The sequence below is a fragment of the Streptomyces sp. AM8-1-1 genome (assembly GCF_032229325.1).
GTDB lineage: Bacteria > Actinomycetota > Actinomycetes > Streptomycetales > Streptomycetaceae > Streptomyces > Streptomyces achmelvichensis.
In genome coordinates this window covers 943795-959200 of sequence record NZ_CP135086.1, presented here as the reverse complement: position 1 = coordinate 959200, position 15406 = coordinate 943795, and the positions used below count along the sequence as shown (strand labels likewise).

10 protein-coding genes are annotated in these 15406 nt (G+C 70.8%); all 10 read right to left on the bottom strand.

The window, feature by feature from the left end; all coding sequences use genetic code 11:
- Positions 1-13: 13 nt before the first annotated feature.
- Complete coding sequence (locus RPQ07_RS04255) at positions 14-1537, bottom strand: aldehyde dehydrogenase family protein (RefSeq protein WP_313942645.1); 1524 nt, start codon at positions 1535-1537, stop codon at positions 14-16.
- Between the two features lie 106 nt (positions 1538-1643).
- Entirely contained in the window at positions 1644-3206 is a 1563-nt protein-coding gene (locus RPQ07_RS04250; protein ID WP_313942644.1) for a GMC family oxidoreductase, read from the bottom strand.
- A 30-nt stretch (positions 3207-3236) separates the two neighbouring features.
- Positions 3237-4814: an APC family permease gene (locus RPQ07_RS04245; protein WP_313942642.1), complete on the bottom strand. Its 1578-nt coding sequence runs from the start codon at positions 4812-4814 to the stop codon at positions 3237-3239.
- Positions 4811-6280, bottom strand: coding sequence for an aldehyde dehydrogenase family protein (locus tag RPQ07_RS04240; RefSeq protein WP_313942641.1), 1470 nt, complete (start codon positions 6278-6280; stop codon positions 4811-4813). Before RPQ07_RS04240 ends, RPQ07_RS04245 begins: the two co-directional genes overlap by 4 nt.
- 171 nt (positions 6281-6451) lie before the next feature.
- Entirely contained in the window at positions 6452-7705 is a 1254-nt protein-coding gene (locus RPQ07_RS04235; RefSeq protein ID WP_313942640.1) for a GAF domain-containing protein, read from the bottom strand.
- A 57-nt stretch (positions 7706-7762) separates the two neighbouring features.
- Positions 7763-8341, bottom strand: coding sequence for a peptidoglycan recognition family protein (locus RPQ07_RS04230; protein ID WP_313942639.1), 579 nt, complete (start codon positions 8339-8341; stop codon positions 7763-7765).
- Positions 8342-8363: 22 nt separating this feature from the next.
- A complete protein-coding gene (locus RPQ07_RS04225; protein WP_313942638.1) occupies positions 8364-9380 on the bottom strand; it encodes an acetamidase/formamidase family protein in 1017 nt (338 codons plus the stop codon).
- 173 nt (positions 9381-9553) lie between these two features.
- The gene (locus RPQ07_RS04220; protein WP_313942637.1) at positions 9554-10921 is read right to left on the bottom strand and encodes an esterase-like activity of phytase family protein; all 1368 of its coding nucleotides are present in this window, start codon (positions 10919-10921) and stop codon (positions 9554-9556) included.
- Between the two features lie 225 nt (positions 10922-11146).
- Positions 11147-12421, bottom strand: a complete 1275-nt coding sequence (locus RPQ07_RS04215; RefSeq protein WP_313942636.1) for an SWF or SNF family helicase — start codon at positions 12419-12421, stop codon at positions 11147-11149.
- Complete coding sequence (locus RPQ07_RS04210) at positions 12418-15306, bottom strand: DEAD/DEAH box helicase (protein WP_413777700.1); 2889 nt, start codon at positions 15304-15306, stop codon at positions 12418-12420. The genes RPQ07_RS04215 and RPQ07_RS04210 overlap by 4 nt, the downstream gene beginning before the upstream one ends.
- Positions 15307-15406 lie beyond the last annotated feature (100 nt).

The window sequence follows — 15406 nt, the reverse complement described above, 5'->3', positions numbered from 1 at the left end:
CTTGCTTTGCGCCCTAGAAGAACCCGAGCTTCTTCGGGGAGTACGACACCAGCAGGTTCTTCGTCTGCTGGTAATGCTCCAGCATCATCCGGTGGTTCTCCCGCCCGATGCCCGACTGCTTGTAGCCGCCGAACGCCGCGTGTGCCGGGTACGCGTGGTAGCAGTTCGTCCACACCCGGCCCGCCTGGATGGCGCGGCCGGCCCGGTACGCCGTGTTGATGTCGCGGGTCCAGACACCCGCGCCCAGGCCGTACAGCGTGTCGTTCGCGGTCTTGATCGCGTCGTCGAAGTCCGAGAAGGAGGTGACCGCGACGACCGGGCCGAAGATCTCCTCCTGGAAGACGCGCATACGGTTGTCGCCCTCGAAGATCGTCGGCTGGACGTAGTACCCGCCGGCCAGTTCCCCGTCGTGCTCGATGCGCTGACCGCCCGTCAGGATCTTCGCGCCCTCCTGCTGGCCTATGTCGAGGTACGAAAGGATCTTCTGGAGCTGGTCGTTGGAGGCCTGGGCGCCGATCATGGTGTCGGTGTCCAGGGGGTGGCCGGGCACGATCTTCTCGGTGCGGGCGATGGCCCCTTCGAGGAACTCGCTGTAGTGGCCGCGCTGGATGAGTGCGCGCGAGGGGCAGGTGCAGACCTCGCCCTGGTTGAGGGCGAACATGGTGAAGCCTTCGAGCGCCTTGTCACGCAGATCGTCGTCGGCCGCCCAGACGTCGTCGAAGAAGATGTTGGGCGACTTGCCACCGAGTTCCAGGGTGACCGGTTTGATGTTCTCGGAGGCGTACTGCATGATCAGCCGCCCCGTCGTGGTCTCGCCGGTGAACGCGATCTTCGCGACGCGCGGGCTGGACGCGAGTGGCTTGCCCGCCTCCACGCCGAAGCCGTTGACGATGTTGACGACACCGTCCGGCAGCAGGTCGGCAACCAGGCTCAGCCAGAAGTGGATGGAGGCCGGGGTCTGTTCGGCGGGCTTGAGGACCACGGCGTTGCCGGCGGCCAGGGCGGGGGCGAGCTTCCATGTCGCCATCAGGATCGGGAAGTTCCAGGGGATGATCTGGCCGACGACGCCCAGCGGTTCGTGGAAGTGATACGCGATGGTGTCGTCGTCGAGTTCGCTCAGCGACCCCTCCTGGGCGCGCAGGGCTCCGGCGAAGTAGCGGAAGTGGTCGATGGCGAGAGGGATGTCGGCGGCCAGTGTCTCGCGGACCGGCTTCCCGTTCTCCCAGCTCTCGGCGACCGCCAGCTCCTCCAGATGCGCCTCCATACGGTCGGCGATCTTCAGCAGGATGCCCGCACGGTCGCCCGCCGAGGTGCGGCCCCACGCGGGCGCCGCGGCGTGCGCCGCGTCCAGTGCGGCTTCGACGTCGTCGGCGGTGCCGCGGGCGATCTCGGTGAACGGGCGGCCGTCGACGGGGCTCGGGTTCTCGAAGTACTCGCCGCGGGCCGGCGGTACGTACCGGCCGCCGATCCAGTGGTCGTAGCGAGGGCGGTACGAGACGATCGCGCCGTCACTGCCCGGGCTTGCGTATCGGGTCATCTCCAGGGCCTCCCGGTGAGGGTGCCGCCCGCCGTTGGGCGGCGCCTGACGGGAGGCTAGGGACCGGGAGGTTGCGAGGACGTTGCACGGGAAGTGCGGCGGAACCTCAGCCCGACTTGATCATGTCGGCGCACTTCTCGCCGATCATCATGGTCGTGATGCACGGGTTGACCGCCGGCAGGAACGGCATGATCGAGGCGTCCGCCACCCGCAGGCCCGGCACGCCCTTCACCCGCAGCTGCGGGTCCAACGGCGAGTCGGCGTCGTCGATCGGGCCCATCCGCACCGTCCCGGCGGGGTGGTAGACGGTGTTGTGCGTCTCGCGGATGTAGGAGAACAGCTCGTCGTCGCTCTGCAGTGCCGGTCCGGGCGCCAGTTCCGCGCCCGCCCAGTCGGCCATCGGCGACTGGGAGACGATCTCGCGCGCGAGACGCAGGCCGTGGGTCATCACCCGGATGTCATGCTCGTCGGTGAAGTAGCGGGGGTCGACCTTCGGCTTGTCCCGGAAGTCGCGCGTCCGCAGCCTGACCGTGCCCATCGACCGGGCGCGAGTCACGTTCGGCGTCAGACAGAACGCGTTGTCGGTGGTGGGGTAGCCGCGCCGGTAGGTGTTCATGTCGAACGGCACCGAGCCGTAGTGGAACATCAGGTCCGGCCGGTCCAGGCCGGGCCTCGTGTTGGTGAAGATCCCGATCTCCCACCACTGGGTGGACCGGTCCACCATGGGCCGCTTGGCCTCCCACATGATCACGCCCTCCGGGTGATCCTGGAGGTGGGAGCCGACACCGGGGGAGTCGACGCGGACGTCGATCCCCACGTCCCGCAGATGACCGGCGGGGCCGATGCCGGACAGCATCAGCAGTTTGGGCGAGTCGATGGCGCCGCAGGAGAGGACGACTTCACGCCGGGCGGTGACCGATCCGGTGTGGATGGTGTCGGGCTCCAGGTACTCCACCCCGGTGCACCGGCCGTCGTCGCCGAACAGCAGCCGCCGGGCCTGGAGTCCCGTGCGTACATCGAGGTTCGGCCGCTTGCCGAGGATCGGGTGCAGATACGACACCGACGCGGACGAACGGACGCCGTCCTCACGGCGGTTGATCTGGAACCAGTGGGCGCCTCGCACCACGGTGCTGCCGGTGTTGAACGGCGTCGTCGGGATGTCCGCGGCGGCACACGCCTCCAGCAGCGCCGCCCCGCACGGGTCCACCGGCGGGACGGTGCGGATGACGACCGGACCCGTGCGCCCGTGGTGGTCACCGGGCGCGTCGTTGTTCTCCAGGCGCTGGTAGAGCGGGAAGCAGTCCTTCGCGCTCCAGCCCGTGCAGCCCATCGCCCCCCACTCGTCGAGGTCCTCGGCGGGTGCCCAGAACGCGATGCAGGAGTTGTGCGAGGAGCAGCCGCCGAGCACCTTCGCCCGGGCGTGCCGCATGAAGCTGTTGCCGTTCTCCTGCGGCTCGATCGGATAGTCCCAGTCGTAGCCGGACTCCAGCAGAGCCATCCACCTGTCGAGCCGCAGGATGTTGTCGTCGCCGACATCGGAGGGGCCCGCCTCCAGCACACAGACGCTCACGTCCGGATCCTCGGACAGGCGCGCGGCGATCACGGCGCCGGCGGTGCCGCCGCCGACCACCACGTAGTCGAACTCCTGGTCGGGGCTCTGTGTGGACATGGCGTCTCCAGAACTGGTTCGTGGGGAGAGTCAGGCGGAGGGCGCCGGCGGTTCACCGGTGCCGGTCGATGCGACGTAGCGGTGTGATTCGAGGACACCGGTCCGGTGCCGCTGCACGAACCAGTAGTAGGCGAAGCCGCCGAGCCCGACGATGCCGACGAACACGAACGCGCCCCAGCGCAGGTACCAGTGCTGCGGCCCGGTGGCGTTGTAGACCTCGGCGCGCGGCCAGGCGAGGTTGATGGACATGGCCAGGCCCCACAGCACCGCGAGGACGTTGATGGGGAGTCCGAACTTGCCGAGCGAGAACTTGCCCTCGGCAGGCGTCCACTTGCCGCGCAGCCGCTTGATCAGCATCGGCGTGGTGACCAGGAGATAGGCCACGTAGATCATGATGATCGCGATGCTGGTGATCACCGAGAAGATCTGCGGCTGGTTGACGTTGATCACCAGGATCAGCACGCCCACCACACCGATGACCACGGCAGGCACGACGGGCGTCTTGAAGCGGGGACTGACCTTGGCGAGATGCGTGCCGGCGGGGAGGTTGTTGTCGCGGGCCATGGCGAACATCAGCCGGATACCGGCGGCCTGGACCGCCAGCACACAGACCGTGATGGCGATGACGACACACCACAGGACGATCTCGCCGATGGTCGAACCGAGAGTCTCCAGGACCACGTACTGCAGGCCGATCGTGGACAGTTCCTCGGCGTTGATGTTGGGGACGGCCATCAGGGCGAACAGCAGGATCAGGCCGCCGATGAGGAACGAGGCGACCAGTGCGCGCAGGATGGCCCGCGGAGCGTTGCGGCTCGGGTCGTGCGACTCCTCACCCAGCGACGAGGCGGTGTCGAAGCCGTACATCACGTAGGCCGAGGCCAGCGAGGCCGTCAGGAAGGCGCCGAAGTAGCCCAGCGTCTGGCCCTCACCGAGTCCGTAGGTGTCCGTCAGCACGGTGCTGGGACCACGCGTGATGTGGGCGGCCAGGAGGATGATCAGAGCCACGGCCGCGACCAGCTCGATGAAGACGCCGGCCGAGTTGATCCGCGCCATCAGCTTCACGCCGAAGGCGTTGACCAGGGTCGAGAACAGAATGAGGACGGTGCCGAGGAGGACGGCGTTGGCCGCCGCGTCGTTCTTGCCACTGCCGTCGCCCACGAACTGGAACCAGCTGTCGATCTGCGGCAGCGTGATCTGGTACGCCAGGGCCACGGCGGAGAGCGTCACCATGGTGGCCGTCATCATCATCCAGCCGCCGAGCCAGCCGACGTGCGGGCCGCCCATGGTCTTGGCCCAGTTGTAGATGGACCCCGCCACCGGGTAGCGGGCGGCCAGCTCGCAGAAGCACAGGGCCACCATCAGCTGCCCGACGAACACCATCGGCCACGACCACCAGTAGGCGGGCCCGCCGAAGGAGACACCGAAGTAGAAGAGCTGGAAGGTGCCGGTGAGGATCGAGATGTAGCTGATGCCGGCCGCGAAGGTGTGGAAGTTGCCGAGGGTGCGCTTCAGTTCGGGCTTGTAGCCGAGTGCGCCGAGTGCGTCGTCGTCTTCCTGCCCTTGGGCACTGGCCCTGCTGCTCTTGCTGTCGTCATGGACACTCATGAGAACCACCGCTGGGGACGTGGGCTGAGGTTGCGCCAGATGTGCTTGGCCTCCTGGTACTCCGCAAGACCCGCGGGGCCCAGTTCGCGGCCGAAGCCGGACTGCTTCATCCCGCCCCATTCCGCCTGGGGGACGTACGGATGGAAGTCATTGATCCACACGGTTCCGGCGCGCACCCGGGAAGCCACCCGGTGGGCGCGGCCGACATCCTGCGACCAGACCGCGCCGGTCAGGCCGTAGACGGTGTCGTTGGCAAGGGCGACCGCCTCCTCCTCGTCGTGGAACCGTTCAACGGTCAGCACCGGACCGAACGATTCGTCACGGACGACGGACATGCCCGGAGCGCACTCGTCCAGCACGGTCGGCAGATAGTAGAACCCGTCCTGCAGCGCCGGGTCGTCGGGACGCTTGCCGCCACAGCGCAGCACAGCACCCTCGGCGAGACCTGCCGCCACATAAGCCTCGACCTTGTCACGGTGCTGAGCGGAGATCAACGGTCCGGTACGGGCGTTCTGATCGAACGGGCCACCGAGCCTGATCTCCTTGGCCTGGGCCACCACCGCGTCCACGAACCGGTCGTGCAGATCGTCCTGGACCAGGAGCCGGGCCCCGGCCGAACAGACCTGGCCGGAGTGCAGGAAGATCGCCATGACCGCGTAGTCGACGGCCGCGTCGAAGTCGGCGTCCTCGAAGACGATGTTGGGGTTCTTGCCGCCCAGCTCGAGCGCGACCTTCTTCACCGTGGGTGCGGCGGCCGCCATGATGCGCCGCCCGGTGACCAGACCGCCCGTGAACGAGACCATGTCGACCCGCGGGTCCTCGCTGAGCGGGGCACCCGCCGTGGGACCGGCGCCCAGGATCAGGTTCGCCGCGCCGGCGGGGACTCCCGCCTCGGTCAGCAGCCGCATCAGCATGATGCAGGTGTGCGGCGTGAGCTCGCTGGGCTTGAGGACGAAGGTGTTGCCCGCACCGAGCGCGGGAGCGACCTTCCAGGCGGTCTGCAGCAGCGGATAGTTCCACGGCGTGATCAGCGTGCACACCCCGACGGGTTCGTGCACGACCCGGCTGTCCACTTCCGGGTTGCCCGTGTCGACGATCCGGTCCTCGCCGCCGGCGGCCGTCAGGTTGCCGAAGTACCGGAAGCAGTTCGCGATGTCGTCCATGTCGTACTCGCTCTCCACGAGCCGCTTCCCGGTGTCCAGGGACTCGGCTCGGGCGAACGCGTCCTTGTCGCGTTCCAGCAGGTCGGCGACGCGCAGCAGCACCCTGCCGCGGTCGGCGGCCGCGGTGTGGGGCCACGGCCCGCGGTCGAAGGCGTCGCGGGCGGCGGCGATCGCCGCCGCCGCGTCCTTCGGGCCGGCCTCGTCGACGGTGGCGACGAGGGTGCCGTCCGCGGGGCAGCGGATCTCACGCACCTGCCCGTCGAGGGCGGCAGTCCACTTGCCGCCGATGAACAGCTCCGGCATGGCGTGCTCCTCCGGGTCGGACGGTCGGGCGACCCCGCCGCGGCAGGGTCGGACCTTGGTGCTCCATTCAACTGACAGTAAGGAGGTAGCGCGGGATTCGCAGTACGGAGCGGTCATTCGGTGGCGGAACCCCGCCCGACGGGGTACGCGAAGGCTCCCGGCGGACTCTCGTCAGGACCGCTGCCAGGCGTCCAGTTCCTGTACGCGGGCGAGAGCGGACGGACGCTGGGCCGACGGGAGTGCGGTGGCCAGGGCCCGCCACACCGCCAGATCGTCCTCGCCCCAGGGGCTGTACGCCCAGTCGGCGAGCAGGCCCGGATCGCCGCGGGCGATCAGCGCGGCCCTCAGCTGACCCTCCAGACGGCGGCGCAGCCGCGCCACCGCGGGTGCCTGGGACGCGGGCAGCAACGGACCGGCGTACGCGGTGAGCGCCCCCGTCACCGAACCCGAGGCGAGCCGCCGGGCCACCGCGTCGAAGTCCGCGTCGACGCGTGCGCCCAGCCGGTAGGGCCGGGAGAGCAGCAGATCGGGACCGAGCAGACCGCGCAGCCGGGACAGTTCCGCCCGGAGAGTGACAGGGGTGACGGACTCGTCCTCGTACAGCTCGATCATCAGTTCGTCGCCGCCGACACCCTCCGGGCGGTGGGCCAGTAGCACCAGGATCTCGCTGTGGCGGCGGCTGAGCCGCACCTTGCGGCCGCCCGTCACCAAAAGCGCCTCGTCGCGGCCCAGCGCCGTCAATTGCACGCTCTCCGCGGACGGCGGTGGGGCGAGAAGTGCCAGCTGGGACTCGGCGGCCCGTGCCACGGCCCCGACGAACGCGAGGCTGTGAGGGTGCGCCAGCCGGTCGCCGCCGGTGATGTCCACCGCGCCGAGCAGCCGCCCGGTGGCGGGATCGTGGATCGGGGCAGCGGCGCAGGTCCAGGCCTGGACCGGACGGCGGAAGTGCTCGGCCGCGAAGACCTGGACCGGCCGGTCGAGGGTGATCGCCGTGCCCGGGGCGTTCGTCCCGGCGACGGCCTCGGCCCAGCGGGCGCCCGGCACGAAATTCATCAGATCGGCCCTGCGCCGGGTGGTGGGCGGACCCTCGACCCAGAGCAGCCGTCCGTGCGCGTCGCAGACCGCCACGAGGTGTTCGCCGTCCATGGCGTACGCGCCCATCAGCTCCCTCATCAGGGGCATGACCCGGGCCAGCGGATGATCCTCGCGGCAGGCGGTGAGGGCGTCGTCGTCCAGTTCGACGCCGGCCGTGCCGTCGGGGCTGACATGGGCGCGGGCCGAACGCTTCCAGGAGTCGGCCACCACGGATCGCACGGGCCGCTCGACACGGCCCGCGGTCAGATAGGCGTCGTAGGCCCTGCGCAGCACGGCGATCCGCTCCGACGGATCCGCGCCCGGTTCGAGAGCCACCCATGCGTCGCTCAACTCGGCCTCCCCGGCCCATCGTGACCCAGGCGGAGGGGCGCGACAAGCGTCCCGGCGTCAGGTGAAGTTCACGAGGCGGATGTAGCGGCCCCAGTCCCAGAGCGGCCCGGGGTCGGAGTGGGTGGCGCCGGGGACCTCGTTGTGGCCGATGATGTGCATGCGGTCCTTGGGGATGCCGTAGCGGTCGCAGATCGAGGCGGTGAGCGCCGCGGACCGCTCGTAGAGCACGTCGGTGAAATACTCCGGCCTGTCCACCCAGCCTTCGTGCTCGATGCCGATGCTGCGGGTGTTGTAGTCCCAATTGCCCGCGTGCCAGCCGACGTTCCGCTCCCGCACGCACTGCGCCACATGTCCGTCCGCGGAGCGCACGACGTAGTGGGCGGAGACCTGCCGGGCCGCGTCCTGGAAGATGTCGATCGTGTCGCCGAAGGTCTCCTGAGTGACGTGGACGACGACGAAGTTCACCGGGTACGACGAAGGGCGGCTCGACGGAGTGAAGTTGGACGCCGTCGCGGGCAGCCACTCGGCGGTGGGGAAGTCGGTGTCCAAGGCTGCGGCCCGAGCGGGGGCCGCGGGCAGCAGGACGCCTGTGGCGGCCATGGCCGCGCCGCCCTTGAGCAGTCGTCTACGGTCCATGGGGCCTCTCCCGGTGGGGGTGTCAGAAGCGGGGCAGTGCGGAGGCGACCTCCCGCAGATGACGGTGGAGGCCGCCATGAGGATCTCCTGCCGGCAGCCATTCCTTGCGGATCTTGGCGACGCAGGTGTAGTTGGTGTCGCAGACATTGGCGAGCGGGGCCTCACCCGCCTGGCCCACCAGCTGGTACGCATCCAGCCGGGACAGTCCGTAGTCCCGGGCCAGCCACTGGACCAGGTCCAACTGGGAGATCCGGAACGCGTCTTCGAGCGGGCGTGCGGAGCCCGTCGACATGATGTGCGAGTCGGACTCGATACGCGGCCAGGGTGTCGACACGCCCTTGAGCAGTTCGACCACCACCACGGTGTTCATGGCGCACTCCACCGCCACACCGCAGGTCTCGCCCTCACCCTGCCGGGCGTGCCCGTCACCCAGGCTCAGCAGCGCGCCGGGCACGTTGACGCCCAGGTAGCAGGTGACGCCGGCGCGCATCTCGGGCGTGTCCATGTTGCCGCCGTGTGCGTCCGGGACCAACGCGGACCGCACCTCCAGATTGGCGGGCGCCACGCCGACGGTGCCGTGCATGGGGTCCATCGGCAGCTCGATCTGGATGTCACTGTCCCGGGCGCTGAACAGACAGGTGCGGCGCTCCCGGTCGAGCTCCCACATCCACACCACCTCGGGCAGCGGGTCCTGAAGGGTGGCCGTGGCATGGGTGGAGGTGAGCGCCCCGAACAGCGGCACGGTCGTCGACGCCGCCCAGTCGCGGGCCGGCTCCACGGAGACGAAGTGCACGGCCACCGTGTCACCGGGCTCGGCACCCTCGATGTGGAACGGCCCGGTCTGCGGATTGAGGAACGGGAACGCGCAGACCTCGGACACCAGGTCCTTCGCCGAGCGGACACGGCCCGCGAAGCAGTCCTCCGTGAACAGGTCGAGGACAGTGCCCGGCGCGATCCGCGCCACGGGCGGCGCGCCGCCGAACGTCCAGGCGTACTCGCCCGGCTCCGGGCGCACGGTCACGATCCGCGGGTCGCTCACGGTCCACCGCTCCCCTCCGCCGGCCCCGGGCGGACCGGTCGCGGGATCACGGTACGGTCGGCCGCGCGAGGGGCGGAAGATGCCGGGACGGCTCAAAGTCCGCACAACCAACGGGAGTTGACCACCGGGAGCCACGCCGCACTCAGGGCACGGGCGGCTCCCGGCGGGCGGGCTCAGCCGTGCAGCGGGCGAGGCAGACGCACGTATGTCACGGTCGTCTCGATGCCGCTGTCCACCAGCCGGCCCTGGGCGTCGAAGGCCTCGGGCCCGTCCGTCATGCCGAAGTCGTTGTCGTTGATGAGCGCGAGGGTGTTCCGGCCCACCACGGCGATGCCCTCGACCTTCCCGGGCACGCCCGCCACCTTGCCGAAGTCCGCGACCAGGCTCTTGCGCAGCACCGGGACCCCCGCTGCCGCCGGGTCCTCGATCTGCTCGTACGAGGGGGAGGTCGTGGCGCTGTCCCAGCGGCTGCCGAGAATGCCCGCGCCACGCGGCAGCGTGACACGGTGCGCCCGGGACGAGGCGTCCGTGCGCTCCTGGACGAGCAGAGTGTCGCGGCCGAGGGCGACCAGCGAGGAGATCTTCAGCTCGGACGGATCGTCCTCACCCGGGTCGACGACGTCCACCGCGTCGAAACGGTAGGCGTACTCGCCGGTCACGGCACGCTTCGTGGGCGAGAAGCGCAGCAGCCGGGCGTTGCGCGACGCCTCACCCGCGTCCTCGTCCGGCACGGACAACGGGCTCTGCACCGCGAGGACGAGATCGCCGCCGGGCAGCTGGGCCAGCCCCTCGAAACCACGGTTGATCTTGCGCTGGAGCAGGATGGACGGCAGCGCCTCGACGACCGGGTAGCCGGCGCCCCGCAGTCCCAAGCCCTTGGGCACGTAGCGCGCCAGCACCCGGCCGCGCGAGGAGACATGGACGAGCGAGGGCCCGTACTCGTCGGCGAGCCAGAAGGTGCCGTCGGACGCCCGGACGATGCCCTCGGTGTCCAGACCGTTCGGGTCGTACGACAGCGGCGTCGACGCGTTGTACGTGTACGGGGCCTCGTCGCGGGACGCCTGGTTCGGCAGACCGGTGACGGCCTTGCCCCGCGACGTGGTGATCGCAAGCGCGGTCAGCACCTTCACCCGGTTGCCGGACACCCGCACCTTCACGATGGCCGGATCGAACCCGGGGACCGGGAACGTCCGGCGCTTCGTGCCGTCGATCTTGATCTGGCCGTTGGGTCCGCGGTCGGTCACCGTCCAGAACTCGCCCTTGCGGCCCGCGGGAAAGATGTCGCTGCCGATCCCGCCCAGGTCGACCCCGCGATCGTCGGCCACCGACCCCGTGAGCAGGGAGTTGCTGAACGAGGCCAGCGGGATGTCCCCGAGCACGGCGGTGCCCGACACGCGCGGAACCGTTCCGTGTCCGCCCGTGTGGCCGGGCGCGCCCGTGGCGGTGCCGGCCACGGCGACCGCCGCGACGAGGGCGATCGGCAGCCCCGCGGCAAGGGAACGGCGTACGGAACGCGGCAACATGCGCGCAGACGGGGACATCGGGCCTCCTGGCCTACAGATCGACTGACAGCGGACAGGCTGTGCGTTCACGCCGAACGGCATGGGACATCCGGGTGAACGCGGCCTGACGTACCGCCATCGCCCGTGCGTGCCGAGTCTGTTCAGCTCCTACCGTGGGGCGTGAGCGGCCCGGCCACGAGTGGGCCGCCCTTCGCCCCACCCTCGCCGCGCGAGGCCGGGCCCGGACCAGCTCTGCTCGGACGGTCAGGGCTGTTCCAGAACGCCCGCGAGGGCCGCCGCCGGATCGTGGTCCGCGGGCCCGGCGGGGGCCCAGCGGCCACTCTCCTTGCGGTATGGCCACCAGCGGCCGTCGCGGCCCAGACGCAACTGCGCGCCGGAGCCCGGCACCGCCCACTGTCCCGGCCCCGACACGCGCAACCGGGGCCGGTCCGGCTCCTCCCAGGCTTCCTCCAGCAACGTCGTCGCCCGGGCCAGGTCCGCCGGCTCCGGCGTCCACTCCTCGTCGAACACGGACAGCGCGGCCGCGCCTCCCGACCGCCACGCGCGAACCGCCAGATCCAGCTCGGCGCGCTGCCGCCCGGTGGCCGAGGCGAGACGGGACGCGATGACACCTGTGGGCGGCGACGACGCAAGACGCACCAGGTCCTGATCGGCAGTCAGTTCTCCCTCGACCGCCTGGCCTTGGTGACCCGGCGCGAGTGCCTCGGCGAGCATCCGGTGCGCTCGCGTCGCCGTGTCCGCCGCGAGGAATTCCAGCGCGCCGGGGTCGATGCCGGGCGGTGGCACCGTCTCGGTGTCCAGGGACGGCGGTTGACCCGGCTCGTCCGGCAGCGGTGGGGGAGCGGGCAGCGGCGGGAGTATGCCCCCGGCCGCGAACGCCTCGTCGGCCCGCACTCCTCCCGGCGCCGGCTCGGGCTCCCTCTCGGGTGTGTCGCCCGAAGCCCGCGCCATGCTCCGGGCCTGGAGCTCGTCCAATAGCCGACGCTCACCGCGCCCCCGCATGAGCAGCAGGACGAACGGGTCCTGGTCGAGGAGCCTCGCCACCTGGTAGCAGAGGGCCGCGGTGTGCGGGCACAAATCCCAGGCGCCGCAGGTGCACTCGGGCTCCAGATCACCGATTCCCGGCAGGAGTTCGAGGCCCGCCGCGGCGGCGTCCTCCACCAGGACGGGCGGCATCTCCCGGTCGAGCAGCGCCGCGATGTGCCCGGCACGGTCGACCGCCATGTCCAGGAACCGGTCCCACGCGGCATCGTCGAACTCCTGGAGCAGTACGTCGCCGCGCTGCCCGGTCCCGTCCCGGTCGCGTACGACGGCGGTGATCCGTCCGGGGCGTACCGACACGGCACCGACCGCACCCCCGCGGGCGTGCAGCCGGCCCTTCTTGAGCTGCTGGGCGTCGAGAGCCGTGTCCTCCAGCGCCTTGAGCCAGGTCAGGCCCCACCAGGTGCGGGCGAAGCCGCGGCCGCGCTCGGGCGGCAGTGCCGCGAACGTCCGCTCGTTGTCGTCCCCCACGCTCATCGCGCGCCCCCTCGCAGCTCCACCAGATCCGCCAGCTCGGCGTCGGTCAGTTCCGTCAGCGCGGCCTCGCCGGAGCCGAGCACCGCGTCGGCCAGCTCCTGCTTGCGCGCCAGCATCTCGGCGATGCGGTCCTCGATGGTCCCCTCCGTGATCATCCGGTGCACCTGCACCGGCTGTGTCTGCCCGATGCGGTAGGCGCGGTCGGTCGCCTGGGCCTCGACAGCCGGGTTCCACCAGCGGTCGTAGTGCACGACATGACCGGCGCGGGTGAGGTTGAGTCCCGTGCCGGCGGCCTTCAACGACAGCAGGAAGACAGGGACTTCACCGTCCTGGAAGCGGTTCACCATGGCTTCGCGCTCGGCGACGGGCGTACCGCCGTGCAGGAACTGCGTCCGCACCCCGCGCGCGGCGAGATGCCGCTCCAGCAGCCGCGCCATCTGGACGTACTGCGTGAAGACCAGCACGCTCGCGTCCTCGGACGTGATCGTGTCGAGCAGTTCGTCGAGCAGCTCCAACTTGCCCGAACGGCCCGGGATCCGGGGCCGCTCCTCCTTGAGGTACTGGGCCGGGTGGTTGCAGATCTGCTTGAGAGCGGTGAACAGCTTCACCACCAGGCCACGCCGTTCCATGCCGTCGGCCGCGGAGATCGCGGCCAGGGTCTCGCGCACCACGGCCTCGTACAGCCCGGTCTGTTCGACGGTCAGTGAAACGGCCCGGTCGGTCTCGGTCTTCGGCGGCAGTTCGGGTGCGATACCCGGGTCCGACTTGCGCCGGCGCAGCAGGAACGGCCGTACGAGCGCGGCGAGCCGGCCGGCCGCGCCGGGATCGTTCCCGCCCTCCACCGCCTGGGCGTAGCGGCTGCGGAACGTGCCGAGCCGGCCCAGGAGTCCGGGTGTCGTCCAGTCGAGGATCGCCCACAACTCGGAGAGATTGTTCTCCACGGGCGTCCCGCTGAGTGCCACCCGGGCTTTGGCGCCGATGGTGCGCAACTGGCGGGCGGTGGCGGAGTACGGGTTCTTGACGTGCTGGGCCTCGTCGGCGACGACCATGCCCCACGCGGCCTGCCCGAGGCGGGCCGCGTCGAGCCGCATCGTGCCGTAGGTGGTGAGCACGAACTCGCCGTCGGCGAGGTTCTCCAGACTGCGGGACGCTCCGTGGAAACGGCGCACGGGCGTGCCGGGCGCGAACCTCTCGATCTCCCGCTGCCAGTTGCCCATCAACGACGTCGGACAGACGACGAGGGTGGGACCGGCGGCCGATTCGTCGGTCTGGCGGTGCAGATGGAGCGCGATGAGGGTGATGGTCTTGCCGAGGCCCATGTCGTCGGCGAGGCAGCCGCCGAGGCCGAGGGAGGTCATCCGGTTCAGCCAGTTCAGCCCGCGCAGCTGGTAGTCGCGCAGGGTCGCCGTCAGCGCGGCGGGCTGTTCGATCTCCTGCGTACCGCCCTCGGGGTCGGCGAGCCGGTCGCGCAGCCGGGCCACCCAGCCGGATGCCTCGACGTCGACACGGCGGCCGTCGACCTCGGTCGAACCGGTGAGGACCGCACCGAGTGCGTCGACAGGCGAGAGCGTACGGTTCTGGCGTTCGCGGGCGCGCCGGGCCTCTTCGGGGTCGATGAGCACCCACTGGTCGCGCAGCCGCACCACGGGTCTGCCGGCCTCCGCGAGCTCGTCCAGCTCCTCGCGAGTGAGTTGCTTGTCGCCCAGCGCGAACCACCAGTTGAAGGCGAGAAGGGCGTCGCCGGACAGGAAAGAGGGCATCCCGGAGCCCGCCGCGCCGGGGGTGCGGGGCCCCTCGTCGGGCGGGCCGACGACGGCACGTGCGGTGAGCCGGTGTGCCATCTCCTTCGGCCAGTGCACCTGGACGCCGCTTGCCGCGAGTGCGCGTGCGGCCTCGCCGAGGAGTTCGGTGATCTCCTCGTCGGCGAGCTCGATGGCGTCGGGCACGGCGGCCTCGAGCAGCGGGGTGAGGGGACTCCAGGCGCGGGCGGCCCTGCGGAGCGCGAGCAGGGCGTCCATCCGGGCCCTGGGCCCGAACTCCGTGCTCGACCTGCCGCCCGCCCAGACGTCGGCCGCGTCCGTGACGACGGCCGGATCACTGACGCTGTGCATCTGGAGCACGGCGCGGAAGGCCGGGCCTTGTGCCGAATCCTGCTCGGTGAGGTCGATCCGCAGGGACAGGCGGACGCCCGCGTCGTGCCCCGCGGCGACGTCCGCGGCCCAGGTCCGCGCGGCGGGCAGCCGCTGCGGCTTGTGGGCGGCGAAGGCGGGACCGCCGACGGCCCGCGGAGCGGCGGGAGTACGCGGCAGACCGTCCGCCACGGCGTCGAGGAACGAGCGCAACAGCCGTTCGGGCTCGTGCAGAAGGAGAGGATCGGCCGCGGCGTCCAGTGGCACTGCGTGGGCGGAGGGAGGCATCGACGCGGCGAGCCGGCGGATGCGTTCCAGATCCTCGGGCGTCAGCGGTCCGACGCGCCAGGTGTCGTGATCGGTCGGGGTCAGACCCGGCAACAGCAGCCCACGAGCGACGAGTTGGAGCGCAAGCACGGTGGCCGCGCCCCAGAACGCGGCGGCGGGCGACGCGTCGCTGCCGGCGCGCGCCCTCGTCAGGACGGGCAACGCCATGCGTACGGGCAGCAGGACGGCGGGGACGGTGTGCAGGCGGGTGTCGTCCGCCACCAGGGTGATCGACTCGGCGGTTCCGGGGATGTCGGGCAGGTCGGCGCCGTCCGGGTCCCAGAAGGCAACGTGCCCCGCGCGGGCCGGATCGGCGGGCACGAACACCGCGGAGCAGCGTGCGAGTGCGGTCACCGAGCCGGGGGCCAGGGTGGACGGGGAACCGGATGAGAGGGTCGGGGAGAACGTTGCCGCGGAGGGTCGGTGCACAGCGAAGACGCATTCCTCAAATTTGACTACTGCGGGCCGGGAGTCGCCGAGGGTACCCCACGGCGCCGCGCGACGTCGCTCCTCCCGCTGTGACGCCCCT

Excerpts from the sequence above, each read along its gene's own strand:
- RPQ07_RS04255 (WP_313942645.1), bottom strand. The coding sequence starts at position 1,537 with ATGACCCGATACGCAAGCCCGGGCAGTGACGGCGCGATCGTCTCGTAC.
- RPQ07_RS04250 (WP_313942644.1), bottom strand. The coding sequence starts at position 3,206 with ATGTCCACACAGAGCCCCGACCAGGAGTTCGACTACGTGGTGGTCGGC.
- RPQ07_RS04245 (WP_313942642.1), bottom strand. The coding sequence starts at position 4,814 with ATGAGTGTCCATGACGACAGCAAGAGCAGCAGGGCCAGTGCCCAAGGG.
- RPQ07_RS04240 (WP_313942641.1), bottom strand. The coding sequence starts at position 6,280 with ATGCCGGAGCTGTTCATCGGCGGCAAGTGGACTGCCGCCCTCGACGGG.
- RPQ07_RS04230 (WP_313942639.1), bottom strand. The coding sequence starts at position 8,341 with ATGGACCGTAGACGACTGCTCAAGGGCGGCGCGGCCATGGCCGCCACA.
- RPQ07_RS04220 (WP_313942637.1), bottom strand. The coding sequence starts at position 10,921 with ATGTCCCCGTCTGCGCGCATGTTGCCGCGTTCCGTACGCCGTTCCCTT.
- RPQ07_RS04215 (WP_313942636.1), bottom strand. The coding sequence starts at position 12,421 with ATGAGCGTGGGGGACGACAACGAGCGGACGTTCGCGGCACTGCCGCCC.